25 protein-coding genes are annotated in these 26,757 nt (G+C 44.0%); 7 read left to right on the top strand and 18 right to left on the bottom strand.

Features of this window, described 5'->3' with window-relative positions:
* Positions 1-126 precede the first annotated feature (126 nt).
* From M9194_RS14500 to M9194_RS14490, 3 genes are all read left to right on the top strand, one after another.
* Entirely contained in the window at positions 127-807 is a 681-nt protein-coding gene (locus M9194_RS14500) for an SDR family oxidoreductase (RefSeq protein WP_250613399.1), read from the top strand.
* 208 nt (positions 808-1,015) lie between these two features.
* Positions 1,016-1,582, top strand: a complete 567-nt coding sequence (locus M9194_RS14495; protein ID WP_250613398.1) for a hypothetical protein — start codon at positions 1,016-1,018, stop codon at positions 1,580-1,582.
* 25 nt (positions 1,583-1,607) lie between these two features.
* Complete coding sequence (locus M9194_RS14490; protein WP_250613397.1) at positions 1,608-3,158, top strand: methyl-accepting chemotaxis protein; 1,551 nt, start codon at positions 1,608-1,610, stop codon at positions 3,156-3,158.
* Positions 3,159-3,186: 28 nt separating this feature from the next.
* Here M9194_RS14490 and M9194_RS14485 read toward each other — a convergent pair whose 3' ends face one another.
* The 3 genes from M9194_RS14485 to M9194_RS14475 all read right to left on the bottom strand — a co-directional run bounded on the left by M9194_RS14485 (position 3,187) and on the right by M9194_RS14475 (position 4,785).
* Entirely contained in the window at positions 3,187-3,687 is a 501-nt protein-coding gene (locus M9194_RS14485) for a protein-tyrosine phosphatase family protein (protein WP_250613396.1), read from the bottom strand.
* A gap of 124 nt (positions 3,688-3,811) precedes the next feature.
* Positions 3,812-4,228, bottom strand: coding sequence for a GNAT family N-acetyltransferase (locus M9194_RS14480; RefSeq protein ID WP_250613395.1), 417 nt, complete (start codon positions 4,226-4,228; stop codon positions 3,812-3,814).
* A gap of 104 nt (positions 4,229-4,332) precedes the next feature.
* Positions 4,333-4,785 (bottom strand): low molecular weight protein-tyrosine-phosphatase, encoded by a 453-nt coding sequence (locus tag M9194_RS14475; RefSeq protein ID WP_250613394.1) that lies wholly within the window; start codon positions 4,783-4,785, stop codon positions 4,333-4,335.
* A gap of 103 nt (positions 4,786-4,888) precedes the next feature.
* Here M9194_RS14475 and cobO point away from each other — a divergent pair, with 103 nt between their 5' ends.
* Complete coding sequence (gene cobO / locus M9194_RS14470) at positions 4,889-5,494, top strand: cob(I)yrinic acid a,c-diamide adenosyltransferase (protein ID WP_250613393.1); 606 nt, start codon at positions 4,889-4,891, stop codon at positions 5,492-5,494.
* Between the two features lie 84 nt (positions 5,495-5,578).
* Here cobO and M9194_RS14465 read toward each other — a convergent pair whose 3' ends face one another.
* From M9194_RS14465 to apbC, 12 genes are all read right to left on the bottom strand, one after another.
* On the bottom strand, positions 5,579-6,019 hold the full coding sequence (locus M9194_RS14465) for a F0F1 ATP synthase subunit epsilon (RefSeq protein ID WP_250613392.1): 441 nt from the start codon (positions 6,017-6,019) through the stop codon (positions 5,579-5,581).
* A 14-nt stretch (positions 6,020-6,033) separates the two neighbouring features.
* Positions 6,034-7,440: a F0F1 ATP synthase subunit beta gene (gene atpD / locus M9194_RS14460; RefSeq protein WP_250613391.1), complete on the bottom strand. Its 1,407-nt coding sequence runs from the start codon at positions 7,438-7,440 to the stop codon at positions 6,034-6,036.
* Between the two features lie 18 nt (positions 7,441-7,458).
* Positions 7,459-8,322 (bottom strand): F0F1 ATP synthase subunit gamma, encoded by an 864-nt coding sequence (atpG, locus tag M9194_RS14455; protein ID WP_250613390.1) that lies wholly within the window; start codon positions 8,320-8,322, stop codon positions 7,459-7,461.
* 37 nt (positions 8,323-8,359) lie between these two features.
* Complete coding sequence (gene atpA, locus M9194_RS14450) at positions 8,360-9,901, bottom strand: F0F1 ATP synthase subunit alpha (RefSeq protein ID WP_250613389.1); 1,542 nt, start codon at positions 9,899-9,901, stop codon at positions 8,360-8,362.
* 12 nt (positions 9,902-9,913) lie between these two features.
* The gene (locus M9194_RS14445; RefSeq protein ID WP_250613388.1) at positions 9,914-10,462 is read right to left on the bottom strand and encodes a F0F1 ATP synthase subunit delta; all 549 of its coding nucleotides are present in this window, start codon (positions 10,460-10,462) and stop codon (positions 9,914-9,916) included.
* 17 nt (positions 10,463-10,479) lie between these two features.
* The gene (locus M9194_RS14440) at positions 10,480-10,950 is read right to left on the bottom strand and encodes a F0F1 ATP synthase subunit B (protein WP_250613387.1); all 471 of its coding nucleotides are present in this window, start codon (positions 10,948-10,950) and stop codon (positions 10,480-10,482) included.
* 54 nt (positions 10,951-11,004) lie between these two features.
* Positions 11,005-11,241: a F0F1 ATP synthase subunit C gene (gene atpE, locus M9194_RS14435; RefSeq protein WP_004730405.1), complete on the bottom strand. Its 237-nt coding sequence runs from the start codon at positions 11,239-11,241 to the stop codon at positions 11,005-11,007.
* Between the two features lie 64 nt (positions 11,242-11,305).
* Positions 11,306-12,073: a F0F1 ATP synthase subunit A gene (gene atpB / locus M9194_RS14430; protein ID WP_250613385.1), complete on the bottom strand. Its 768-nt coding sequence runs from the start codon at positions 12,071-12,073 to the stop codon at positions 11,306-11,308.
* Positions 12,048-12,476 (bottom strand): ATP synthase subunit I, encoded by a 429-nt coding sequence (locus M9194_RS14425; protein WP_250613384.1) that lies wholly within the window; start codon positions 12,474-12,476, stop codon positions 12,048-12,050. The genes atpB and M9194_RS14425 overlap by 26 nt, the downstream gene beginning before the upstream one ends.
* Before the next feature lie 580 nt (positions 12,477-13,056).
* Positions 13,057-15,219 carry an AsmA family protein gene (locus M9194_RS14420; protein WP_250613383.1) on the bottom strand — a complete coding sequence of 721 codons (2,163 nt, stop codon included), beginning with the start codon at positions 15,217-15,219 and terminating at the stop codon, positions 13,057-13,059.
* Positions 15,220-15,328: 109 nt separating this feature from the next.
* Entirely contained in the window at positions 15,329-15,970 is a 642-nt protein-coding gene (gene udk, locus M9194_RS14415) for a uridine kinase (RefSeq protein WP_250613382.1), read from the bottom strand.
* A 219-nt stretch (positions 15,971-16,189) separates the two neighbouring features.
* On the bottom strand, positions 16,190-17,266 hold the full coding sequence (apbC, locus tag M9194_RS14410; RefSeq protein WP_250613381.1) for an iron-sulfur cluster carrier protein ApbC: 1,077 nt from the start codon (positions 17,264-17,266) through the stop codon (positions 16,190-16,192).
* A gap of 157 nt (positions 17,267-17,423) precedes the next feature.
* On the opposite strand from apbC, the gene metG reads away from it, so the two are divergent.
* The 3 genes from metG (at position 17,424) to M9194_RS14395 (ending at position 21,746) form a co-directional block, all read left to right on the top strand.
* Complete coding sequence (metG, locus tag M9194_RS14405) at positions 17,424-19,475, top strand: methionine--tRNA ligase (protein ID WP_250613380.1); 2,052 nt, start codon at positions 17,424-17,426, stop codon at positions 19,473-19,475.
* Positions 19,476-19,678: 203 nt separating this feature from the next.
* A complete protein-coding gene (locus tag M9194_RS14400; RefSeq protein WP_250613379.1) occupies positions 19,679-20,488 on the top strand; it encodes a hypothetical protein in 810 nt (269 codons plus the stop codon).
* Between the two features lie 169 nt (positions 20,489-20,657).
* Positions 20,658-21,746, top strand: a complete 1,089-nt coding sequence (locus M9194_RS14395) for an ABC transporter substrate-binding protein (RefSeq protein WP_250613378.1) — start codon at positions 20,658-20,660, stop codon at positions 21,744-21,746.
* Between the two features lie 69 nt (positions 21,747-21,815).
* Here M9194_RS14395 and udp read toward each other — a convergent pair whose 3' ends face one another.
* From udp to M9194_RS14380, 3 genes are all read right to left on the bottom strand, one after another.
* The gene (gene udp, locus M9194_RS14390) at positions 21,816-22,577 is read right to left on the bottom strand and encodes a uridine phosphorylase (RefSeq protein ID WP_250613377.1); all 762 of its coding nucleotides are present in this window, start codon (positions 22,575-22,577) and stop codon (positions 21,816-21,818) included.
* A gap of 224 nt (positions 22,578-22,801) precedes the next feature.
* On the bottom strand, positions 22,802-25,141 hold the full coding sequence (locus tag M9194_RS14385; protein ID WP_250613376.1) for a zinc/cadmium/mercury/lead-transporting ATPase: 2,340 nt from the start codon (positions 25,139-25,141) through the stop codon (positions 22,802-22,804).
* 67 nt (positions 25,142-25,208) lie between these two features.
* Positions 25,209-26,660, bottom strand: a complete 1,452-nt coding sequence (locus M9194_RS14380; protein ID WP_250613375.1) for an MATE family efflux transporter — start codon at positions 26,658-26,660, stop codon at positions 25,209-25,211.
* Positions 26,661-26,757: the final 97 nt, after the last annotated feature.

Below are 26,757 nucleotides of genomic sequence, written 5' to 3'. Positions count from 1 at the left end.
TTGATACTTTTTCCACTAAACGAAAGTTTGAACTTATTCACAACTAAATCACAACTATTCAACCATTCTTTGTGGACATTTTCACTCTAGTTACAAATTTATCACTAGAGTTGGAGGCATATTAGAATGAATATACAAAGTGCAAATGTCGTTATTACCTCTGCTGGCTCTACGCTAGGGGAAACACTTGCCGCCCACTTTTGTGAATTGGGGGCTAACATCATTCTATGTGACCAAAGCTTACCTCGATTGACCAGCAGTTATGAGCGATGCCAAAGCATCTCCGATCGAGTGAACTACTATCATATGCAAGACTACTCAAGAAGCGCTATTGATGACCTATTCGACTTTGTTAATGAAACGTTTGATAGCTCGCCTGATGTGCTGGTCAACAACTGGCCAGGATGTCCTGTACCCAAGCTGATGGGTAATGCGTCACCCGATCTATTTACCCAAGCTATGGCTGTTATGGCATCAACCCTTTTCACTTTCGGTCAAGCCACCGCCGAGCGAATGCGTACCGACAATAAAAAAGGTGTGATTGTCAATGTGGTGTCGATGGAAGCGTGTCAAGATTTATCAGGATTCGAAAACGTCACTTCTATGATTGCTGGTTTTACACAAAGCTGGGCTCGTGAACTCACACCTTTTAATATACGTGTCGGTGGTGTCGTACCCGCTCTAAGGCCCACGTCAAACGGCCAACATTTTCATTGGGCGCAATTCCAAGATGAGTTGATTCGTAATACTGAATACATTGTGTCAAACGAGTATTTTAGTGGCAGAGTGATGTCGGCCGAATTGTAGATAAGCATGTACTAGATAACACATCATTGACGTGCTGCTCGCAACACAGTTTTCTTTTGGCAAAATAAGTTATCGCAAGTCAATAGCCATTAGCCTCCCCTTATCACATTTAAGAAAAAAACCATTCAATTAGCTCACATATATAAAATTTGTTGCCTACGCTGATTTTATAGTCAATTTATTACCATCATGAAAGAGGGATCCATCAATGAAACACCTACTTGTACTCATTGCCACGCTGAGTTTGTCTTTTAATATCTTTGCAAATGAATATGAAGCTGCACTACAGGGTTATGCCAATGGGCAGGTGAAGACCATAGCTTCTGACCCAGACATCATTGCTGCGGTGAAAGCACAAAATATTGCCAACCAAAACTTAACTGAAGATCAGATTATCGCTCTGGATAAAGAATGGCGTGCACAAGTTGGACAGAGCAGCGCCCCACTCATTGAGGAAAAACTGTCTAGTCCAACATCCAAGAAATTAGTCGGCATGCAAGAAGCCAGTGACGGAGCCATTACCGAGATTTTTGTCATGGACGATAAAGGACTCAATGTCGCGCAAAGCGCCGTAACCTCAGACTACTGGCAAGGCGATGAAGCGAAATGGAAAAAGACCTATAAAGTGGGGCCAAACGCCTACCACATTAGTGAAGTCGAAGAAGATGAATCAACACAAATGTTTCAATCACAGGTGAGCTACGCCATTACTGATCCTGCATCAGGTCAAGTCATTGGAGCGGTAACGGTTGGCGTAAACGTCGAAGAACTGTAGTCATTGTCAGTTGGCTGGGTACATTATGCGATTCACTATCAACAAACTCGTTGTCGCTAGCTCTGCACTTCTTACTTTGATCGCAATTGCTATTATTTCCTACAGCTCATGGAAAAGTAGTATTGATGCTATATATCAGCTCAGCAAGAAGTCTTACTTACAGGCGACCAACTCTCTGTCAGAACAGCTCGGTACTGCGGTTAAATTCAAAAAAGCCAGCAGTATCGAGGAGAGGGTGAATCTTGCCATTAAGTCGAGCGAAGGTAATCTATCAAGTGTAGACATCTTTCTCGTTGATAAATCGCTGTTGTACTCATCTAATGACCAACCAGCTCCAGCATCCATGCAACAATTTAATTGGCAAGACACTCAAATACTGAATGATAATCAAGATTCCCTAGAATTGGTTGTTCCGCTATTGTCCGGCAAAAAGAAAAAACTAGTCGGCTTTATGCTGACTAAATGGCACTTTAGTGAAGTACAAGTATTGAGTGCTGCACTTGGACTGCAATCTTTGCTCTATGGCACCTTATGTATTTTGGTCACTGTCGGTGTGTTAGTGTTGACTTTAAAGAAGGTGCTTATCAATCCACTCGATCATTTATCCGAATTGTGCCAAGAGCTTGCATCTGGAGAGTGTGATTTAAGAAAAAGAATTCAATTTAAACGCAATGATGAGCTAGGATTATTGGCCAATCAAATCAATAAGTTTGTTGATAAGATTGAACGGACGCTAAACCCGATACACCAAGGTTCGCTCGCGGTGACCAATGTCGCGGAAGATGTGGAAAGTCACTTAGAGTCTTTAAGAAAGAAAGTCACTTCGCAGAGAAACGACATTAAACAAACGGTATCGATTGGCGAAGAAACCATCAGCTCAGTGGAATCGGTGAAATCTAACGCTGGCCTTTCCTCGGAGACACTAAATCAAGCCGTCAATAGCGCGCAGCAAGGTAAATCACGGCTCACCAAAGCGCTGCAAGATATCACAACACTGGCGAAAAAAAGCTCATCGACTTCTGAGTCAGCTTTCGAGCTCAGTACTCAAGTTCAAAAGGTCAGCGAGATTTTAGCCATCATTCGAACCATTGCTGAGCAAACCAACTTGCTGGCGTTAAATGCCGCCATTGAAGCTGCCAGAGCTGGTGAAGAAGGCCGTGGTTTCGCCGTTGTCGCCGACGAAGTTAGAGTCCTTGCTGAGAAAACCTCCACTTCGACGGATCAGGTCGAAAGTATACTTACAGAGCTCAGTCAAGTTTCTAATGAGCTCATCACCTATACAAATGAAGGGCTCACTGCAAGTCAAGGGTGTGTGGACTCAATCAAACAAGCGGTGGAAGACATCAAAACAACACTCAATGATGTCTCTAAAGCCAGTCAAGTCAATGATGGAATTGTTGACTCTTCACAGTCACAAAGCCAATCCATGGCAGCACTTATCCATCACCTTACGATGATCAATCAACAAATTGATCATCTAGCACAAGACACCGACAATATTTCTAGCAGTAGCTCCGAGCTCCATACGCGCTCATTTGAAACTAGCCAACACTTGGCAACCTACAATATCCGTTAACTGTATTGTCCGGCATAGAGGTGTACTTCTATGCTTTTTGGAACGCACCCAAGACAGTTTTTGCAAACTCCTCCCAATTCGGAGCGGTAAAAGCAATTGATCTAACGTTTTTTATAGTTTCAATAGCTTCTAGAGCACTATAGCCTCGAGATTTTATGAGATAAGCAGCTAATGCTAAACCTGTTCTATCTTTACCTGATCGACAATGGACAACAACAATACCCGAACCGCTATGACACTCAATAAATTTAACTATTTGAGGTAATGCTTTGAGGCATGTTTCAAGGTCTCCTTTTAGCGGAGGGGCATTACTTGATAAAGGAATGTGCGCGTAAACAATGCCTAACGCCTTTATCCGAGATGCATGAACCATTTCAGCATCATTTACGGATAGAATTGCACTTACACCATGGCACTTTAGTTTTTCAATATCCCACATACTTTTGTCGGGACCACTTCTTCCGGCCACACAAGGCTCTAAGAAAAAAAGATTCTCCATATGGATTCCAACATCATTTGTTACCGACATTCATAAACATACCTTACCGTAACAGCTTTAGACGAACAGGCTATTTTCTTCATAAATGATGAAAAGTAGGCCCTGTGTATATGGTGTATGTCTTTTAAATTCATTCGCTATGAAAGCGAAGGTTCTAAAACAGCTCTTTAACCATAAAATATTTGCACCCAGTCTTAGGGTAACTCTGCTGAACCCATTGGGTTTTATAGCCATGTTTTTCATAAAATGGCATAGCTTGAAAATTAAGAGTATCGAGTAAACACTTAACACACCCTCGTTTCTTACCTGACTCTTCAATTTCTTTCAGGAGTTTGCTACCGATATTTTGTCCACGCAATGCATCAGATACCCATAACGTATCTAGTAATAGCCAATCACCAAATGAACGGGCTGCTGCCCCAGCCACAATCTCGCCGTCAGCATTTTTAATTTGCACAGCTAAAGGAAGACGCTCGCCCACCTCCCAGTTAGCCCAATTAAAATCATCAATCTTCTTGTCAAGAAAATCGATCAAATCTTGCTCTGGATTTTCCAATACTTCAATTTTCATAAAAACTTTTAATTCCCTTGTTATTTATAGTCATCAACTAAATATATGTTTAGGGTTTATCCAATCTTGGATACTTTGTTTAGTGGACTCCGACATCAGAACACTCAACCGAGAGTTTGCAAAATATGCTCGGACGCATTCTCGATAAGATCGAGCACCAATTCAAAGCCATCATCGCCACCGTAATAGGGGTCGGGTATTTCACGATAGTCACTATCACCATGGCTTAAAAAGAGCGAAAGCTTAGTTTGATATTCTTTAGGGCATTGACGCATGAGATCAGACAAATTGCTTTCATCTGCCGCCAATATGATATCGAAGTTTTCAAAGTCATCTCGCGCTATTTGCCGAGCTCGCATGCCTGAAAAAGAATAACCTCTTTGCTCTCCTGCCGCTCGAGCACGCTCATCTGGAGGGTTTCCCGTGTGATACGCAATAGTGCCTGCTGAATCAACCTCTACGGCTATTCCCATTTCCGAAGCCTTGGTTCTTAACACAGCTTCGCCTGTGGGAGAACGACAAATATTGCCCATACAAACAACCAGTATCTTTTTCATACGCTTTATTCCCTTCAAACCTTGGTCTCAATAAGATTGTATTTGTTGAAAATTAAGGAATAAATTAGCATAAGGTAAACATGACATCACTATAGGATTCTCCATGGCCGACGAACAAACTAAAGACGAACGTTATAAAGCCCGACAACAAAAAGTAAAAGCTCAAGTCGATGAAAAAATCGCGGCAGCACAAGAGGAAAAAGGACTAGTACTGGTCGTCACAGGCAACGGAAAAGGAAAATCTACATCTGGTTTCGGTACGATTGCACGAGCAGTTGGTCACGAAAAAACATGTGCCGTAGCGCAGTTCATAAAAGGGACATGGGAAAATGGAGAACGAAACCTGCTTGAAAAGCTGGGCGTTGAGTTTTGCGTGATGGCAACGGGCTTTACTTGGGAAACCCAAAACAAGGAATCGGATACTAAAGCGGCTCAAGAAACCTGGTCAACTTGCAAAAAATGGTTGGCGGATGAATCCATCGACGTGATTTTATTTGATGAGCTCACCTATATGATTACCTATGGCTATGTCGATTTAGACGAAGTTATCGATGCACTGGCTAAACGCCCCAAAATGCAATCTGTCATCATCACTGGCCGAGCAGCCCACAGACGCCTTATCGAAGTTGCCGATACCGTCTCAGAAGTCAAAAACGTCAAACATGCTTTTGAATCTGGTGTAAAAGCGTTGAAAGGCGTGGATTGGTAATTAACCCGTTTACTTGATGATAGACACAAAAAATCCCCCACTTTAGTGGAGGATTTTTTTATATCGTGGAATTGAAGTGGTTACTTAGCGACGATGCTGAGCGACCAGCTCCACGACTCGTAGCTGTGCGATAGCTTTTGCTAGCTCTAACTGTGCTTGAGCAAAGTTAACATCACCATCGTGACGATTGATGTTCTCAAGAGCCATCTGACGTGCAGCTTCTGCTCTTGCTTTATCAATTTCGTCACCATGCAATACTGTATCTGCCATCACAGTCACAACTTCAGGTTGCACTTCGACTAACCCACCAGAGACGTAAAGTACTTCTTCTGGTTGTTTCAAGTCCGAAACGAAACTCGCAACACCTGGTTTTATTTTGCTGATCAATGGTGAGTGACCTGGGCGAATACCCAACTCACCATCAGCACCAGAAATTGCTAGAGCGTGAGCGGGACCAGAGAAAATCACCCCTTCCGCACTGACTATTTGAAGGTCAAATGTGTTTTCACTTACACCTATAGCCATGTTACCTCCCGCACTTAGACAGATTTCGCGTTTTCTAGTACTTCGTCAATCGAACCACAGTACATGAAAGATTGCTCAGGGATATCATCATAATCGCCAGCAAGTAGACCTTTGAAACCACGTAGTGTTTCTTTCAGCGGTACATATACGCCTGGGTCACCTGTGAAGACTTCCGCTACGTGGTAAGGCTGAGTGAGGAAACGCTCAATCTTACGTGCGCGAGATACGACTTGCTTATCGCTTTCAGACAGCTCGTCCATACCAAGGATAGCGATGATATCTTTCAGCTCTTTATAGCGTTGCAGAGTTTGCTGTACGCCACGAGCGATATCGTAGTGCTCTTGACCAACTACTAGAGGGTCAAGCTGACGAGACGTTGAATCTAACGGGTCAATCGCTGGGTATAGACCCATGGCTGCGATGTTACGGTTAAGTACAACGGTTGCATCCAAGTGAGCAAACGTGGTTGCTGGAGACGGGTCAGTCAAGTCATCCGCCGGTACGTATACTGCCTGTACTGACGTGATAGAGCCTTGCTTAGTTGACGTGATACGCTCCTGAAGCACACCCATCTCTTCTGCAAGAGTTGGCTGATAACCTACCGCTGAAGGCATACGACCTAGCAGTGCTGATACTTCTGTACCGGCAAGGGTATAACGATAGATGTTATCGATGAACAGCAGTACGTCACGACCTTCGTCACGGAACTTCTCAGCCATAGTCAGGCCAGTCAGAGCAACACGAAGACGGTTACCCGGTGGCTCGTTCATCTGACCGTAAACCATTGCTACTTTTGATTCTTCAGGGTTTTCAACGTTTACAACGCCCGCTTCCTGCATCTCATAGTAGAAATCGTTACCTTCACGAGTACGCTCACCAACACCAGCAAATACTGATAGACCAGAGTGTTGCAGTGCGATGTTATTGATAAGCTCCATCATGTTAACGGTCTTACCTACACCCGCACCACCGAACAGACCGATTTTACCACCCTTAGCGAATGGGCAAACCAAGTCGATCACTTTCACGCCTGTTTCTAACAGAGACGTTTCGTTTGATTGTTCTTCGTAGCTTGGTGCTTCACGGTGGATAGCGTAGTGCTCTTCTGCACCAATCTCACCACACTCATCGATTGCTTCACCAAGAACGTTCATGATACGACCAAGTGTCTTAGTACCAACAGGTACAGAGATTGGCGCACCAGTATTCTCTACTTTCATGCCACGACGTAAACCGTCAGAGCTACCCATAACGATGGCACGAACTACGCCACCGCCAAGTTGTTGTTGAACTTCAAGAACAAGTGATGTGTTCTCTTCACCAACAAGGCGGAGTGCGTCATATACGCGCGGGCCACTGTTGTGTTCAAATTCTACGTCAACGACTGCGCCGATGACTTTTACTATCTTACCGATACTCATTATTTACCTCGGAAATCTTTAAACCGCTTGCGCACCCGACACAATCTCACTCAATTCTTGCGTGATCGCTGCTTGTCTAGCTTTGTTGTAGACAAGTTGTAGATCTTCGATCAACTTACCAGCGTTATCTGTCGCCGCTTTCATTGCAACCATTCGAGAAGCTTGCTCACAAGCGATGTTCTCAACCGTACCTTGGTACACTTGAGATTCAATATAGCGATGCACCAAGTCATCCAAAATGACTCGAGGATCTTGCTCGTAGATATAGTCCCAACGAGATCCTTTTGACTTCGAGTCTTGCTCATCTTTTGGATAAGGCAGCAGCTGCTGAACCGTAGGCTTTTGCACCATGGTGTTCACAAACTCGTTGTAAACCATATAAAGACGGTCAATTTTACCCTCGTTATACGCTTCTAACATGGCGTTCACAGTGCCTAGCAGATCTTCGAGCTTAGGCTCATCACCTAATCCAGATGCTTGTGCGACCACTTTGGTTGCATTGTGGAAAAAGCCGATAGCTTTCGAGCCGATCAGTGTCGTTTCAACTTCGACACCTTTCTTCTGCCACTCGGCCATTTCACCCAGTACTTGTTTAAACAGGTTCGTATTTAATCCACCACACAAACCTCGATCAGAAGAGATAATAATGTAAGCCACACGCTTGGCTTCACGCTCTTCTAGATATGGATGGCTATACTCGAGTGTGCCTGATGCTACATGGCTAATCACTCTGCGCATGCTATCAGCGTAAGGACGGGCTTTCGCCATGTTGTCCTGTACCTTACGCATTTTGCTGGCTGCCACCATTTCCATCGCACTGGTGATCTTCTGAGTGCTTTTCACACTCGAGATTTTAGTGCGAATCTCTTTTGTATTGGCCATGGTTAGCTCCCCTCTTAATTAATTGAGAATGGTGCGATTACCATGACTGCAAAGCAACAAAGTCATCCAAAAGCTTAGTCAATTGAGCTTGGATATCGTCGTTGTATGCGCCTGTCTCATTGATTGTCTTCAATAGTTCAGGAGCATTTGACTTAGCGTGTGCCAATAGGCCTTCTTCAAAAGAGCCGATGCGAGATAGCTCAACGCCACTCAAGTAGCCTTTTTCTGCAGCAAAAACGATCGTTGCTTGCTCAGCGACTGACATTGGTGCGTATTGCTTCTGCTTCATGAGCTCAGTAACGCGCTCACCGTGGTCAAGCTGTTTCTTCGTTGCTTCATCTAGATCCGATGAGAACTGAGCAAACGCTGCCAATTCACGGTATTGAGCAAGAGCAGTACGAATACCACCAGATAGCTTCTTGATGATCTTAGTTTGCGCAGCACCACCAACACGAGATACCGAAATACCTGGGTCAACCGCTGGGCGTAGACCTGAGTTGAATAGCTGAGTTTGCAAGAAGATCTGACCATCAGTGATCGAGATTACGTTAGTCGGTACGAATGCCGATACGTCACCTGCTTGCGTTTCAATGATTGGTAGTGCGGTCAATGAACCGGTTTTACCTTTCACTTCGCCATTAGTGAATTTTTCAACATACTCTTCACTTACGCGTGCTGCACGCTCTAGTAGACGAGAGTGGAGGTAGAATACATCACCTGGGAACGCTTCACGACCTGGTGGACGTTTAAGAAGCAGCGAGATTTGACGGTAAGCGACAGCTTGTTTAGACAGATCATCATAAACAATCAACGCGTCTTCACCACGGTCACGGAAGTACTCACCCATAGTACAACCTGCGTATGGTGCTAAGTATTGAAGCGCAGCTGATTCAGATGCAGACGCAACGACAACGATTGTATTTGCAAGCGCGCCGTGTTCTTCAAGTTTACGTACCACGTTAGCAATCGTAGAAGCCTTTTGGCCAATTGCAACGTAAACACATTTAACACCAGAGTCTTTCTGGTTGATGATCGCATCGATAGCCATCGCTGTTTTACCAGTCTGACGGTCACCGATGATAAGCTCACGCTGACCACGGCCGATTGGCACCATTGAGTCAACAGCTTTATAACCAGTTTGGATTGGCTGATCAACAGACTTACGGTCGATTACGCCTGGCGCAATGATTTCTACCGCGTTGTGTAGGCTTGCGTTGATTTCACCTTTACCATCAATTGGCTGGCCTAGTGTGTTCACCACACGACCAAGTAGTTCTGGACCCACTGGCACTTCTAAAATACGGCCAGTACCTGTCACTTTCATGCCTTCGCATAGGTCAGCATAAGGACCCATAACAACCGCACCAACGGAGTGACGCTCTAGGTTAAGCGCCAATGCATAGCGTCCACCTGGCAATTCAATCATTTCGCCTTGCATCACGTCTGCTAGGCCGTTGATAGTGATGATGCCATCACTGATTGATACGATTGTGCCTTCATTGCGGGCTTGACTGCTCACATCGAAGGTTGCGATTCGTTCTTTAATTAAATCGCTAATTTCTGTTGAATTTAATTGCATTTCAAATACCTATTACATGTGCAAGCTAGTTGCAAGACGATGGATGGACGATTTCAAAGAACCGTCAATGACGAGCTCGCCAGCCTTAACCACAATGCCGCCGACTAATTCGCTGTCTACTTCGTTGGTTAACGTAATTTTTCTATCGAGTTTTTTCTCTAGAGATTCCGTTAACAACTTCAGCTGCTCTTCGCTCAAAGGCTCAGAGGAGACAACGGTTGCGTCTAACATTTTGTCGTTTTCGTTCTTTAGCTCTTCAAACACGCTTTTTACATCTCGCACTGCGATTAAGCGTTGGTTCTCAGCCATCACCTTTATCAGGTTTTGCACATGATCATCGAGAAAGCCTTGGCACACGGAAAAAAGAAACTGAACAAATTGATCAGATTCGTCTTTTCCACCTTGTTCAAGGTTTTTTACTTGGGCAGCGATTTGTGGGTTTTCCATAACATCAGCTACAAAGCTCAACATAGAAAGCCACTCATCAAGGGTTTGCTTTTCTTTCGCAAACTCAAAAGCCGCCTTGGCATATGGGTAAGCAATGGTTTTTAAATCGGACATGCTGCTCCCCTATTGCACTATATTTCTTTGATCAATTGATCAACCAGTGCACGGTTTGAATCCGTATCCAAGTTTTTATTGATCAGCTTCTGTGCACTATTGATTACCAAGTCAGCCATTTCGTCTTTCAGTTCTTGACGAACACGATTTTTCTCGCTTTCGACTTCGGCTTCACCCTGAGCAATAATGCGGGCTTTTTCTTTCTCTGCCTCTTGAATGGCTTCTTCGATAATCTGTTCACGGCGCTTTTGACCTTGGGCGATCATCTTACTGACGTCTTTTTTCGCTTCATCAATAAGGTAACTGCCATTTTCTTTGGCCAAAGCAAGCTCTTTAGCCGCCATTTCAGTATTACGAATGCCTTCGGCAACTTCTTTCTGGCGCTCATCTAGCATTTGGCTAAGTGGCGGCCAGACATATCTCATACATAGCCAAACAAATATCACGAACGATAATGCTTGACCTAACATGGTTGCGTTTAAGTTCATCCCGTCCTCTCTTAATTCGCTGATGGTTCTCTTTAGTTGAATCGAGGGAGGAAGTTACGCTACCGCAAAGATGATATATAGACCGATACCAACACCAATCATAGGAACCGCGTCAACAAGACCCATCATGATAAAGAATTGAGTACGTAGCATAGGAGTAAGGTCTGGTTGGCGAGCAACACCTTCTAAGTATTTACCTGCTAGATTACCGATACCGGAAGCTGCACCTGCCGCGCCCAAACCAATTAGTAGAGCACCAGCAACGTATAGAACTGCACTTACAATATCCATTGAAAACTCCAATTATAAAAATAGTTAATAAAGGTTAAATAAATTAGTTAGTTAAGTAGGCCAGTTAGTGTTTTTCTACTGCTAAGGCCATATAAACGATGGTCAGAACCATAAATATAAATGCTTGCAAAGAAACAATTAATAAATGGAATAATGCCCAAGGTACACTTAGTGCCCATTGAATCCACCAAGGCATCAATGCAATCAAAATGAAGATCATTTCGCCCGCATACATGTTGCCGAACAATCGTAAACCCAATGAAATCGGCTTAGAGATCAAAGTGACAATCTCTAGTACGAAGTTCACAGGATAAAGAAATGGTGAATCAAAAGGTTGAGTAGTTAGTTCCTTTATAAAGCCACTGATGCCTTTTGCTTTGAGAGTGTAGATAATCATCACTACAAAAACTCCCAATGCCATTGACATGGTGACGTTCACATCCGCTGATGGTAAATCTCTAAAGTGTTCAACGCCAAGTGATCGAGCTAGGGCTGGAATTAAATCAACTGGTAGTAAGTCGATGAAATTCATTAAAAATACCCAAACGAATATAGTCAAAGCTAAAGGGGCAATGAGCCTATCTTCAGCTTGAAATATTTCTTTAGCCAGATTGTTGACGAACTCAAACACAATTTCGATAAAGCACTGAAAACGACTTGGCACACCCTTGGTACTTTTAGATATCGCGTAACGAAATACGCCGATAAATATCAGTCCAAGAATCCAAACCATGATCATAGAGTCGAGGTTAATCGACCAAAAGCCCTTACCTATTGTGAAGAATGTTTCGTGGTGCTCAATATAATCATGAGCGGTTAGTACGTTTTCCACCTTCAATCCTTAAATCATCTTCTTTTTTATTTAAAAATGGAGAGACGAAGTACCCGATGAATGTAATACAGTAGCTTGCTATTACAACAATATTTTCTACGTCCATTAATCGAAACACAATGGCGAACAAAATAACGGTATAAACGAGTTTAACTTTCCTGCTAAATTGTATGAGGTCCTTTATATCGGCATCAGGGTTCTTCTTAGCTTTAACACTAGCCAAATACATTCCAAACAAACCTGGAATAATAGCTACTACTACACCAATAGACGCTGATTCAATGCGAGTAACATCCTCAGAAAATATCTGATAGAGGATCGCCAGCATTCCGAAAAATAATTGACTCCGCAACATTCTTTTAATTGCTGTAAGTATATCTTCACTTGCTGTACTGCTTGTCACTCTTATATACCCTTGAGTTATAGCTATGGAACATACATATTTGTGGCAGACATACTTCTGCAACTAAAATTGTTAACATTTAGTTACACTTTAAAATATAGATACCAGCACTCATTCTTTATCGGCTCGATACCAAGATACCCGTATTAATAGGGTGATTAAAGTCTCAAAAAATGAATACTTTCATTTCAGTTTTAGCTATTTAATCCTTAAAAATTATCAGATCTATACGTCTAGTTTCATATATCGTTTCGGTACAAAAATCGAACAAGAGTGATTTAGATCGTATTAATTTGTTAGAAATTGTAAAAGTTATTGCCAGTACGTCGTTTTGTTATGTTTGTTTTTGTCTGAACATTTTTCGTTCTAAGTTCCATTTTTGATCGGATAAGAAAAATAGTTGACAAATACATGTGTTAGATCAAAAAAAGCGGTTAATAATTGATTAGTATTATGCGAAGTAGATCAAATAACTTTTGCAACAATTAAACATCATAACCGTTACATAATGGGGGGGTCCGAATTGAATGTAGTAAAAATAAAATAAAGGCTCGGCAAATACGTTGCCGAGCCTGTATATTTATTTAAATAAATTGTTTATTAATTTATCTACTGCCTGTTTAGTTTTCTCGTTATTTATTTTGTCTCCTAGCTTTTTATTAAGCTTGTCGATACCTTTTTCTAGTTCCGTTTTGGCTTTTTGTTTTAGCGCATTATCTAGGACAACTTTATACTTAGGTGAAGACCAGCTACCCGTAATTTTTACTGGTATGGTGACATCTTTCAGCTCATCAATACTTTGCCCACCCTGACCTTTCAGTGATCCCACTATTGAAGTGCGAATCAGTACATCAGCCGTTTCATTGACATAGTTTGCAGAGCCCTCGCCATGCACTCGAAGCAAAGGAGATTTGGCACTCAAATTATTTGTACTGGCTACACCATTGGCCAGTTTGATTGTGGCTTGCATCGAGCTGAAGTCGGTCTTCTGCACTCCTTCAGACTGTTCAACTGGTTCACCCTTTATTTTCGCGTAACTGGTTCGGATAAGTTGTGCAACGTTAATTCCATTCACTGCACCATCTTTGAAGCTAATATCGACAGTACCTGCAACCCCTTTCTTAATTCCTGTCGGTGTTAACCCCTTGCCATGCAGATCGAGATTGATGTTGCCAACCCCTTCTATCTTATCGTTATTCAATACATCTTTGAGTAGAGGCTGAACTTTGACTCCAGCCACTTTCGCTTTGACTTGATAAGAGGCAGGTGAAGACTTGGCGTTTAATTGACCATTTGCCTTGATGCTGCCGCCATAAAGGTTCGAAGTGAACGAATTCAGCTTCGCGATGCCACGATTGACAGAAATATTCGCTTTTACATTTTGCATCTTGGCGTTTTGCATCTGAAATTTATCGATGGAAATCGTGCCACTGACATCAAGTGTTTTCAGCGCGCTCAGATCCGGCTCTACTTCTTTACTCACTGTAGCAGGTGGACTTTGTGGCGATGAAGGTGATTTTGCATTGCTTTGAGCTGGCTTACCCGCTTGATTTTGTGTTGTGCCTGCAGGCATCCATTCATCTAGATTGATATCTGGGCTATGTAAGCTGAAACGAACTTTAGGGATGTTCGCTAATGTCACATCTGCCTTGCCGTCTAGCTCCAAAGCATTAGCGGTTAACTTCTGTAGTACAAGAGATAAGTGCTGCTTGGTCAAATCAAAACTCAAGGCAGACGTCATGGCTAACTTCAACGGAGACTGAGGCAGTGATTTACCTTGCAGCTGGCCATCAAGAGTAAAACCGCTCAATGCTATGGTTGAAAGCGTGTAATCAACACTGAGAACCCCTTTGCCATTTAAGTCAAATTTGAGGCCAGATGCCTCACCTTTTAATGCGTAACTTAAGTTGTTTTCTTCATCGTACCCAAAGGTGTTGAGCTCCAGCTGCAATTTTTCAACGTTTAAATCTGGGGCACTAAGCGTGCTAGTCAAAGCGATGTCTCGCAAAGAATACTGAGAGAAATCCTGGGACAATTTAAATTCAGCACTGCCTTGAGCAGAGAAGGTTTGTTGGTTGTTCTGCCCTTTTGCAGAAAAGGACACCTTGGTCCATTGCTCCGGTGCGAAGCCGGACAACGTCAAGTCCACGTTAGATAACTTGGTAAAGCTACCTGTTTGTTGATCACGAATTTGTAGATTAGCGTCCGCTATCGTCACTCCAGCGAGATTAACGGTCCATTTTTCAGTCGCTGTTTTGCCCTCATCTGTTGTACTAGCTGAAGGTTGGGTCTTACCACTACTTTGCTTGCTCGCTTCTGTTGTAGTGGTTGCAGCATCGCTGGCTTGATTTTTATTGAGTAACGCATCGATATTTTTGCGTCCGTCTTTGAGGGTTTCGATGTCTACTTGTGCGCCATTTAACGTGACATTGCCAATTTCCAATTTTTTATCGATTAGTGGCAACACTGATACGCTGACACCAACGTTATCCACCTTAAACATATCCGGGTTGGAGAAGCCCTTAGGGTTCTTTAACTCCGTTTTCCCCATTTCCAAGCCTATCGATGGGAAAAATTGCCAATGGATATCACCTTGGATAATTAACTCTAATCCTGTTTGCTTTTTGACCTGTTCTACGATCAATGGCTTGAACTGATTTGGGTTCACCAGCGTGACCAAAGCGGTTAAGCCAATAACGATCAAAATAATTATGGCGGAGATGAACAGCAATAATTTCTTCATTCGCATTGTCCTTGCTTGTTTCTGAATTTTCTGTGCACTAAAAAAAGAAAGTGGCACCTAAAGTGCCACTTATCTATATAAAAATAAAGATTGCTCAGTGAGTTGTTGGTTAAGATCGGAGCAACTTAGTAATATGAGCTTTAAGAACGTCAATAGCGATTCTATTTTTACCGCCTCGAGGCACAATAATGTCAGCGTATTGTTTCGACGGCTCGATAAACTGCATAAACATAGGACGAACAGTATCTTGATACTGCTTGAGTACAGATTCCATGGTTCGATTGCGCTCTTCAACGTCTCGTTTTAAGCGGCGAGTCAGACAAATATCCAGAGGCGTGTCCATAAACACTGTCGCATGCATCAACTCACGCAACCTAGGATCGGTTAGCAGTAAAATTCCTTCAAGGATAATGACTTTCTTGGGTGTCATAGTGGTCGTTTCAGCCATACGGGTATGTTCCGCATAGCTATACTCAGGCACTTCCACTGAATGTCCATCGATTAACTGCTCTAGGTGTGAGCACAGCAGCTCATGGTCCATCGCTTTAGGGTGGTCATAATTGGTCTTTACCCGTTCTTCCATACTTAGGTGACTTTGATCGTTGTAATAACAATCTTCTTTAATGACGCCAATTTCGTGATCACCGACCTTAGCACGCAGCTCATTGTAGATAGTACTGGCAATTAAACTCTTTCCAGAAGCAGAGGCGCCAGCTATACCGACGATGACACATTGATTCTTAATAGACATTATCTATCGCACCTGATGACAATATGGTAAAGATTTAAGGAGGTAATGACGATTGAACTTACCGTTCACAGCCCTCCCCCTTCGCAAAACCGCCCGATTATAAGGACTTCGCTCTCCAGATGCTAGAGCCTGTTCGCCTTTTAGCGTAAGTTTATTCTGTCGTCATACATCTGAGCTCATAGCAAGGAGCCAAGTTAGCTTTTCACCTAAGGCATTTCACTATTCCACAGCGGTAAAGGCGATGGAATCGGGCCTTACTTTGCCTTGCCAGTACATACGACTACATACCGTATCTGCTAAGTCTAGATAATATTGTGCGTGTTCGCTGCCAGGTCTGGCAACAACTGTTGGTTTACCTTGATCGATGTCTTCACGCATCGCAATGTGCAGTGGGATTTGCGCTAAAAGAGAAAGCCCATAATCTTTCGCCATTTTCTCAGCGCCACCTTGACCAAAAATCGCTTCGTGGTGGCCACATTGACTACAGATGTGATAACTCATGTTTTCCACCATGCCGACAACTGGAACATTAACCTGCTCAAACATGTTTGCCCCTTTACGAGCATCGGCCAGTGCCAAGTCTTGCGGCGTAGTGACAATCACTGCAGCAGTCACAGGAATTTTTTGTGATAGGGTTAATTGAATATCGCCCGTACCTGGTGGCATATCGATAACCAAATAGTCAAGATCGGGCCATTCGGTTTCTTCAAGCAATTGGCTTAGTGCTTTGGATGCCATTGGGCCACGCCAAACGGCGGCTTGCTCTTTATCGACGACATAGCCTATCGAGTGGGTATATAAACCATAGGCAGAAATAGGTTGCATCCATTTATTATCTCGCACTAATGGTCTTGCGTCTTCTTGGTTTAACATCATAGGAACAGACGGGCCATAAATATCCGCATCCAACAAGCCAACTTTTGCACCGCTATTAGCCATCGCCAAGGCCAAATTGACAGAGGTCGTTGATTTGCCTACCCCACCTTTTGCTGACGTGACCGCAATGATGTTTTTCACACCTTTTACGTATTGAGTTACGTGAGATTGCAGTGATTTCACTTGCGTGGATATGTTGACGTTGATATCGGCAACAATCTTTTGTTCAATTTGTTGGCTTATCCACTCATTGAGCTCTTTTTCAACTGAGTTGGAACAAAACGGCAAAACGATTGCGACCTCATTGCCATCTTTTACTGTCAGTACACCCGGCTTTTCGGCCCAGCCCGTCGCTAATTGCTTAGATTGAAACTCATTCAACCATTGATAAAAATCTTGTTTGGAATTTAACTGGCGCATATGTCCTCCGTTTGGCGTAATGCTACCATTTCACTACCCCGCACAACACCCTTTGTCTGTATGGTTTTTCGTTGCGCAGAGTTCTTTGAATTAGGGGATTCATAGGTTAGTATTACTCAACATTTTTGTAGACCTATTGAAAAGCGAAATAATAAGTATGGCAAACGATCCAAGAAAACTTTTGGTAACTTGCGCCCTACCGTATGCAAACGGTTCAATCCACCTTGGTCATATGCTAGAGCATATTCAAGCGGATATTTGGGTACGCTATCAACGCCTTCGCGGCAACACAGTGAACTTTATCTGTGCCGATGACACTCACGGTACCCCAATCATGCTTAGAGCACAGCAGATGGGAATGTCGCCTGAAGAGTTGATTGCTAAAGCAAGTGAAGAGCACCAAAAAGATTTCGCTGGATTCGACATCAGTTTCGACAACTACCACAGCACTCACTCTGAAGAAAACCGAGAGTTAGCGTCTCAGGTATATCTACAACTTAAGAAAAATGGCTTTATCTCTAGCCGCACGATTTCTCAGTTGTACGATCCTGAAAAAGAGATGTTTCTACCTGATCGCTTCGTCAAAGGTACTTGCCCAAAATGTAAGTCCGAAGACCAATACGGCGACAACTGCGACAACTGTGGTGAAACTTACAGCCCAACTGAGCTGATTAACCCTAAATCAGCGGTGTCCGGCGCGACGCCTGTCATGAAAGACTCTGAACACTTTTTCTTTGACCTGCCTCAGTTTGAAAGCATGCTAAAAGAGTGGACTCGCTCGGGCACATTGCAATCTGAAACCGCCAACAAAATGCAGGAATGGTTTGAGTCGGGTTTGCAGCAGTGGGATATTTCTCGCGATGCGCCATATTTCGGCTTCGAGATACCTGGAGAGAAAGATAAGTTCTTCTACGTTTGGCTTGATGCTCCTATCGGCTACATGGGCTCATTTAAGAACCTGTGTGACAAACGTGATGACCTCGATTTTGACGAATACTGGAATAAAGACAGCAAAACCGAGCTGTATCACTTCATTGGTAAAGACATTGTTTATTTCCACAGCCTGTTCTGGCCTGCCATGCTGGAAGGCTCTGGTTTCCGTAAACCCAACAATGTATTTGTTCACGGCTATGTCACCGTCAATGGCGCGAAAATGTCTAAATCCAAAGGGACATTTATTAAAGCCAGCACGTATTTAGATCACCTTGACCCTGAATGCCTACGTTACTACTACGCCGCTAAACTAAATAGCCGCATTGACGATTTAGATCTTAATCTTGAAGATTTCACTCAACGTGTAAACGCTGATGTGGTTAATAAAATTGTCAACCTTGCTTCCCGTAACGCGGGTTTCATCAGTAAACGTTTTGACGGCAAGCTTTCGGATAAATTTGCAGAGCCTGAACTTTACAATGAGTTTGTTGAAGCCGCTGACCGCATCGCTGAGCTTTTTGAGACTCGTGAATTTGGTCGTGCGATCCGTGAAATCACAGCACTAGCCGACAAAGCAAACCAGTACGTCGATGAAAAGGCCCCATGGGTAGTGGCAAAAGAGGAAGGTAAAGATCAAGAGCTACAAGATATCTGCTCAGTGGGTATTAACCTATTCCGCGTGTTGATGACCTATCTAAAACCTGTTATGCCAGAGCTTGCCGCACGTTCAGAGTCTTTCCTAAATGAAGAGCTGACTTGGCAGGGCATGCAATCGCCTCTTACAGGCCATACTATTACTAAGTTCAAAGCGCTATTTAACCGCATTGACCCTAAGAAGATAGAAGCGATGGTAGAAGCATCTAAAGAAGATGCAGCGGCAGAAGCGGCGGTTAAAGAGAAAGCAGAAGCCGCGAAAAGTGAAACAGAGCTCAGCAAAGACCCGATTGCCGAAGAAATAGAATTTGATGCCTTTGCGCAAGTAGACATGCGTATCGCTCGTATTATTTCTTGTGAAGAAGTGCCGAAAGCAAACAAGCTGTTGAAATTCCAGCTTGATATCGGTGGTGAAACCCGCCAAGTTTTCTCTGGTATCAAGTCTGCGTATAAACCAGAGGAGCTTGAAGGAAAGCTCACCGTCATGGTTGCGAACCTCAAGCCACGTAAAATGAAGTTCGGAATGTCAGAAGGCATGATTCTGGCCGCTGGCCCTGGTGGCAGCGATCTATGGATACTTGAACCGCACGAAGGTGCCCAACCTGGTATGCGTGTCATGTAACACACTGACCAATCTCAACCTTAAAAGCCCTAGCGACAAAACGCTAGGGCTTTCTTTTTTCGGGCAGCTTGCACCAATTTGACTCATTGCTAAGCCTCTCTTCTCTATAATAGGTTGAATTTCCTAGATTTCGTAATGGCACGATACCTGCTTAGTAGCATAGGTATTTGAGATTAATCACATTATGTTAGTAAGGAGCAACCATGTTCATTTTGATATCAATCTTGGTGTCGTTCAGCATCTTGCTCGCTATGATGTTTATCGCCAAACAGCGCCACACCACCTTTGCCAACAAGTACGAAGTAGTTGTGATGCTAAGAGAAATTCTGCTCCTTATTAGGCAAAGTAGAAGCCACAGCCATTATTGGCTTGCCTTGCGAGAAGAGACACAACCAGACATGTCCACCTTGGAAGCAAAATTGCTGGAAAAATCAAACCAGCTCATTGCTATTTCTCCTTTCGACAACAAATCTAACTATCGCGTTTTTCAGCTTATGCTAGGCTCACTCGGAAAAGGCTGGCAAGAGCGTAGCATCGCTCGCAACCAAATGATTCATGGCAAAGCCATTCGTCATTGCCTATTTCTTATCGATGAAGTTGTGATTACTTGGTTAGTGCAAGCTGCGAGAGAAGATTTGAGCAACGAATACCATAGAAACTGGCAGCAAGTTGCAGACTCAATGGAAGTCCTGACTCAGTTAAGAATCTCCATTCAAGACATCCACAGCATCGAAGGGTTTGAGCGCTCCAAGTTTTATTGCGATAAAATGCGGCGTAAAATAAACCTACTTTCCATCATCTCACCTCTGACCCTCACCTCACCCGCATGCAGCAAAGCGCTGCACACTCTAGAAGAGCTTATCAATAATCCAGAATTCGAAAGAGACGTTGACGTACTTTATCAACTCACCTCAGATATTTCTCTCAACATTGCCAGAGTGTATGACCAAATTTTATCCGATCTCACTGAACAGCTGCACCAGCCTCTTCCACGGGTGAGCTTTGGTATATAAGTCAAGAGTGCCTTGGTCATGGCGTAGCTCCTCGCAACTGGGTAGATGTAGATGAGACATCCACCTAAACATTACTTCTATCAATACTAGCACCAGTCAAACACGGATCATGTCAAGGTCTATAATAACTACAGAAGAAGCACTCGCACATAGTATTGGCAAGTCACAAATGAAAGTCTTTTTGCACCTTTTAGTGGTCTGTTTTATAACCACTTATTCGATATCTGCTTTAGCACAGCGCCCTCTGGTTCACTTTTTTAACCCGAGTGATTCTTCAGATTTGTTTTGGGCCCATGTCACCGATGTTATGCAAACTGCAAGTGACGATCTTGGCATTGATCTACAAGTATCATACGCAGCGAGAAGCCGGCTAGGCATGACCAAACAGTTTATAGAGGTGGCGGAATCAGCTCGAAAACCTGATGCGGTCTTATTTCCTGTTTTAAAGCAAAATGGCGTGTCTATGCTTGAGCTTGCGGAAAAGTATCGTATCCCTGCTTTTATTTTTAATGCAGGTATTACGTCAGAACCTTTAGAACCAAGGACCAAATATAAATTCTGGATCGGCCAAATGCTCCCAGATGAGGCACTGGCTGGCTATGATCTTGCGATGTGCTTATTTGATACAGCGGAAGATAAAGGCCTTTACAATGAGAACCGGCAATTAACCGCTATTGGATTAGATGGCACCTTAGCGGATTTCGCCGGGTCTTTTCGCAACCAAGGATTAAACAAAGCCATTGCTGAAAGAAGGAATGTGGTACTTAAACAAACCGCACCAGCCAACTGGGATCTTAATCAAGCAAAAGATAAAACTGTTTGGATGGTATCACGATATCCAAATACCAATGTATTGTGGGCAGCCAATGATGAAATGGCGATTGGAGCCGTACAAGGTTTAGAAAGTATCAAAAGGAAGCCTGGCATAGACATTGTTATCGGAGGTATAGACTGGTCTGCACAGGGTCTAGCTGCCCTCAAAGAAGACAAACTATCGTGCAATCTTGGCGGGCACTTTATGGAAGGAGGCTGGGCGCTGACTCTCGTCTATGACTACTTAAGTGGTATCGATTTTGCGACTGAGAGGGTAAGCTTTTTATCTCGGATGAGTGTTTTACACTCCAACAATATGGCGCTCTATCTCCCACTACTCTCTAACAACGATTGGAGTTTAGTCAATTTTCGATCTCTATCGAAAAAATTAAACCCCAAGCGAAGCAAATACAACTTCAAACTAGAAAGTTCGCTCTCACCATAAAGAGCCTAAGTCACCTAGCATCAGATAAGCTAAGGTTAAACACCGTGGACTCAGGCCCCATCACGTAAATTATTTCAATAGTTTACGTGCCGCTTCTACCACTACGCTGATAGAGCGGATTTCGGTTTCTTTGAGCGTTTCATGATTCGGAATTTCTTGCTTGGTTCGATTCACTAACACACCTGCGACACAACCCGCTTTCAAGCCAGAGCTTGCACACATGGTCAGCAGTGTGGCGGACTCCATTTCAAAGTTCAGCACGCCCATCTCTTGCCATTCATTCATGGAACCTTGGAAACGCCTTACCACTCGACCAGAAAAGGTATCGTAGCGCTCTTGACCAGGATAGAATGTATCGCTAGATGCGGTGACACCCATATGGACGTTAGAGCCAGACTCAAGTGCCGCTTCACGCATTGCCGCAGTGATATCAAAATCTGGAACCGCTGGGAACTCTAAAGGTGCAAAGTGTTGGCTGGCACCATCTAATCGTACTGATCCAGTCGTGACTATGATTTCACCCACGTTAACATGTGGTTGGATAGCGCCCGTTGTACCCACACGAAGAAAGTGTGTGACACCAAGCTGTGCAAGCTCTTCAACCGCAATAGAAGTAGAAGGCCCACCGATACCTGTCGAGCAAACCACCACAGATTGGCCTTCTAGCTCACCCAAGTACAAGGTGTATTCACGTTGACTAATAAGAAAAACTGGGTTGTCTAATAATTCAGCGATCTTTTTTACTCGCGCAGGATCGCCCGGAATGATTGCTAACGTTGCTCCTTTAATGTCAGATTGATTAACGCCTAGGTGGAATACAGATTCAGACATGTGAACTCCTTATTTGTTGGCTTCAGTGCCTTTATATTAGTTCGAGATACATAACCGCAATGTATCGCTCAATTTGAAGGAATTAAGTGATAAATCTCACAATTGAAATTTATATACTATTCACAATTGCACAGTTAATCGTTTTGCATCACATTTACATATATGCAACAACAAAAAACGCCTACGATAACGTAGGCGCGAATATTGAAAGGTCGAGTAGAGTTCTACTTGCTGTGTTGACTAGGTTTGATCTGGTCTGATTTTGATTTAAAACGTAATAAACGCAGTGCATTGAGCGTCACCAAAGCGGTCGCACCACTGTCGGCTAGAACCGCAGCCCACAAGCCTGTGAGCCCTAGTAAGCTTGTGACCAAAAAGATGGCTTTGGTGCCAATGGCTAACGTAATATTTTGTTTAACGTTGGCTAACGTCGCACGAGATAGCTCTATCATACCCGCCAGCTCCACCAAACGATTGTGAGTAATGGCCGAGTCTGCTGTCTCTAACGCAACATCCGTTCCTCCTCCCATCGCAATACCAATACTGGCCGCTTTCATCGCTGGCGCATCATTGATGCCGTCTCCAACCATAGCGACTTGATGCTGCTCAGATAGTTGCTCTACGTAAGAGACCTTGTCTTGTGGCAATAGACTCGCTTTGAAATCTATACCGATTCGCGAGCTCATAGCTTGTGCGCTACGAGGATTATCGCCGGTTAGCATTATCGAATGAACACCCAAAGACTTGAGCGTACGCACGGCTTGTTCTGCATCTTCTCTCAATGTGTCTTGCCAAGCGATTAAACCAGCCACCTCGGTGTCGTTTCTCAAGGCAACAACCACCGTTTTGCCTTCCATTTCAAGTTGCTGCACCTGAGCTTCAACATCGGCATCAAGTTCGATGGCTAACTTGCTTGGCGCGATTGCACTAAAACGTACATTATCAACTAAGCCAGTCACCCCACTACCAATCAGCGCCTGCTTGTCTGCAGCTTCAGGAAGATCAATGCCAAGAGCTTGCGCTTTTTTCACCAAAGAAATCGCAAGAGGGTGGCTCGAACCCACTTCAATCGAAGCAATTGCTTGTAAGAGTTCACCTTCTTCCATCTCAGCCAATGGAATAATATTCGTTACCTCAGGCTTACCCTTAGTCAGTGTGCCCGTTTTATCAAAGGCGATCGTTTCAACCTTGCCAAGCTGCTCTAGCGCTGCACCACCTTTAATCAAAGCCCCACGACGAGCAGCAGTGGCCAAACCTGAGGTAATGGCTGCAGGTGTTGAAATAACTAAAGCACATGGGCACGCAATCAGCAGCATGGCTAAACCACGGTAAATCCAAGTATCCCATGGTTGATTAAACATCAATGGAGGCACTATCACCACCGCTAAGGCAAGCAACATCATCGCTGGCGTATACCAACGGCTAAACTTGTCTAGGAATCGCTCAAGTGGCGCTTTTTTAGATTCGGCTTCTTCAATCAAATGCAAGATACGATCGATGGAGTTCTCACCCTGTTCAGAGGTAATCACAAAGCGAACCACTTTATCGACCACCACAGAGCCTGCCATGACCGCATCCCCCTGGTAACGTTCTACCGGGATCGATTCACCTGTGAGGGCGCTTTCATCAAAACTGGCTGCTACGCCTTGCAAGTTACCGTCAGCAGGCAACCTGGCACCTGGAGCGACTTCTATAACGTCTCCTGGTTGCAGGTCACTGGCGGAAACTTCAACACGCTCGCCGTTGACAATCTTGGTTGCAGTCTCTGGCACCAACTCCATCAGGGCTTGAACCCCACTGCGAGCTCGCGAAGCCGCGAAAGCTTCCAATCTTTCACCAATTAAAAACAGCAGCAATACCATTGCCGCTTCTGTAGTGTCACCTAAATACAGTGCACCCAGAGCGGCAACACTCATCAATGTTTCAATAGAAAAAGGTGTGCCTGATATTGCTAAACGTATGGCTTTTTTGCCAATCGGATAAAGGCCGATAAGACAGGTGAAGATAAATAACCACTCACTGGCAAGAGGATAAAAAGGCTTGAGAGACGCAGCAACCACAACAGCCAACGCAACAGAGATAAGGTGGCTATTGTCGATAATTTGTTTGAGTTTGCTGCTCGGTGACTTATTGGTAGCGGAAGCTTTGACGCTCTGCTTGAGTGAGAAACCCGTTTTTTTAACCGTACTTTCCACTCGCTCGGCTATATTCGCGTCTTTGAGCTTCACCACTAGTTTTTCAGTGGCAAACAGGACTTTTGTTTCAACGACACCTTCAATGTTGGCCACCGCGGTTTCAATCTTACTGGCACATGAAGGACAGTCCATACCTTCAATCAACCAGTTTCTAGTGACTACTGAGCGGTCTAACGTTCGCCGCTCACTTTCCTCATCAGGAGCGGAGGCCTCCACCGTTGCAGAGCAAGTACCACCACTACAGCAAGAGCCAGTCTGAGCAACTCCTTCAGCCTGAATGGAGGCGATCTTCGGCGACGAACACGTAACTGGCGCGCCTGGATTAAATACTTGTTTGTTTGAACGACATGCTTGATGTTTAGTGCACATATTCGATCTCCATCTGTCTATTTACACTAAGTGTAAACCTTGGAGCATACTCCAAGGTCAAGAGCTGTTATTCATTTTCTTTATTTTTTGTTGCTGCGCTGACTTCTTCTATCAACATTGCGTCATGGGAACAAAATGGTTGAGTATTGACACATTTTATCGCAGGGTCATTATCAACCTCCACTTCGTCACCACGCATCAGGTGATTAACATGCCTTCTCAGCACTAAAGTAGAAAGAGAGCCAAATACCACGGTGCCGATTGCGCTTCCATACAACACGCCCACAGCTCCTGCCATATGTGCCCCGAAATAAACAAACGGATAGGTTCCAACTGTCGCTTTCCCCAGATTCAATGCAGTGGAATACAAGGGTTTCCCCAAGTTGTTGAATGACGCATTGGCAACGAACAATATGCCATTAAATACGTAGCTAATAGCAATATATGTACAGAACGTCGCCACAATAATGGCAGCGTCACCAGTCAGTTTGAAGCCGTCAATGATCAACCCTTGAGCAAAATACAAAATGATGCACACGACGATGACGTACATGACGGTGACAACAATGGAGTTTTTGAGTGTCTCTTTAATCCGGTCAAACCTCTCTGCACCAAAGTTTTGACCTATGATTGGCCCTATTGCCCCTGATAGAGCAAAAACAATACAAAAACTCACAGGGACGACCCGGCCGATCACCGCATAACCCGCAACGAAATCTTCGCCAAATTTTGCGATAAATGCCGTAATAATGGCGTTTCCTATCGGTGTTGCCGTATTCGTAATAATTGCAGGCACCGCTATTGAGCATATCGACCTTAAATCGCGAAGCCATTTAGACAGCGAAGGCATCGCAAGTAAGTCATAGACTTTGATAAGCGGGTACATGGAGAAAAACAATACCGTAAACCTAGCTATGACAGAAGCGATCGCCGCCCCTTCTACGTTCCAACCAAAGCCAAAAATAAACAAAGGATCAAGCGCGGCGTTTACAATCCCACCATAAAGCTTCGACCACATAGAACGTTTTGCATCGCCAGCCGCTCTAAGGCCAGAGCCACAAGACATCGCCAAAGAAAGAAATGGGCCTGATGGAATGAGAATTCTTAGATAGTCCGCCGCTCGCTCTGCTGCATACCCCCGCGCCCCTATCGCATGTAACAGCTCAGGAATAAAAGCATACATAACGATGCTCACAATGGTACTAATGCAAAATGCGGTAATTATTACGCTGGTGCCGATCTCTCTTGCCTTTTGTCTCTGCTTGGCCCCAATGGCTTTAGATACCAATGCCCCCATCGCAATAGAAGTGCCAATTGAAATGGAAGTAGAGAAAAACACCAATGTGCCTGCAAATCCAATAGCAGCTGCCAGCTCCACTTGCCCTAACATACTGATAAACAGCATATCTAATAGGTCAACGACAAAAAGGCCCATTAAACCCACCGAACCTGCCCCAGTCATCACTAAGATGTGCTTCATGGTGGAGCCTTCGACAAATTTTGCGTGGTGCTTAGACATACAAATCCCCAAAAAGAAAAGGCGCTATATGCGCCTCAATCTAGAATATCGTTTAGATGCGTGTTTCGAGCTGGGCCCATTTTTCGGCCCACACGTG

This window comes from Vibrio sinus, from assembly GCF_023634645.1.
Taxonomy (GTDB): domain Bacteria; phylum Pseudomonadota; class Gammaproteobacteria; order Enterobacterales; family Vibrionaceae; genus Vibrio; species Vibrio sinus.
The sequence above is the reverse complement of the archived record's forward strand: the minus strand, read 5'-3'. Positions and strand labels throughout refer to the sequence as shown.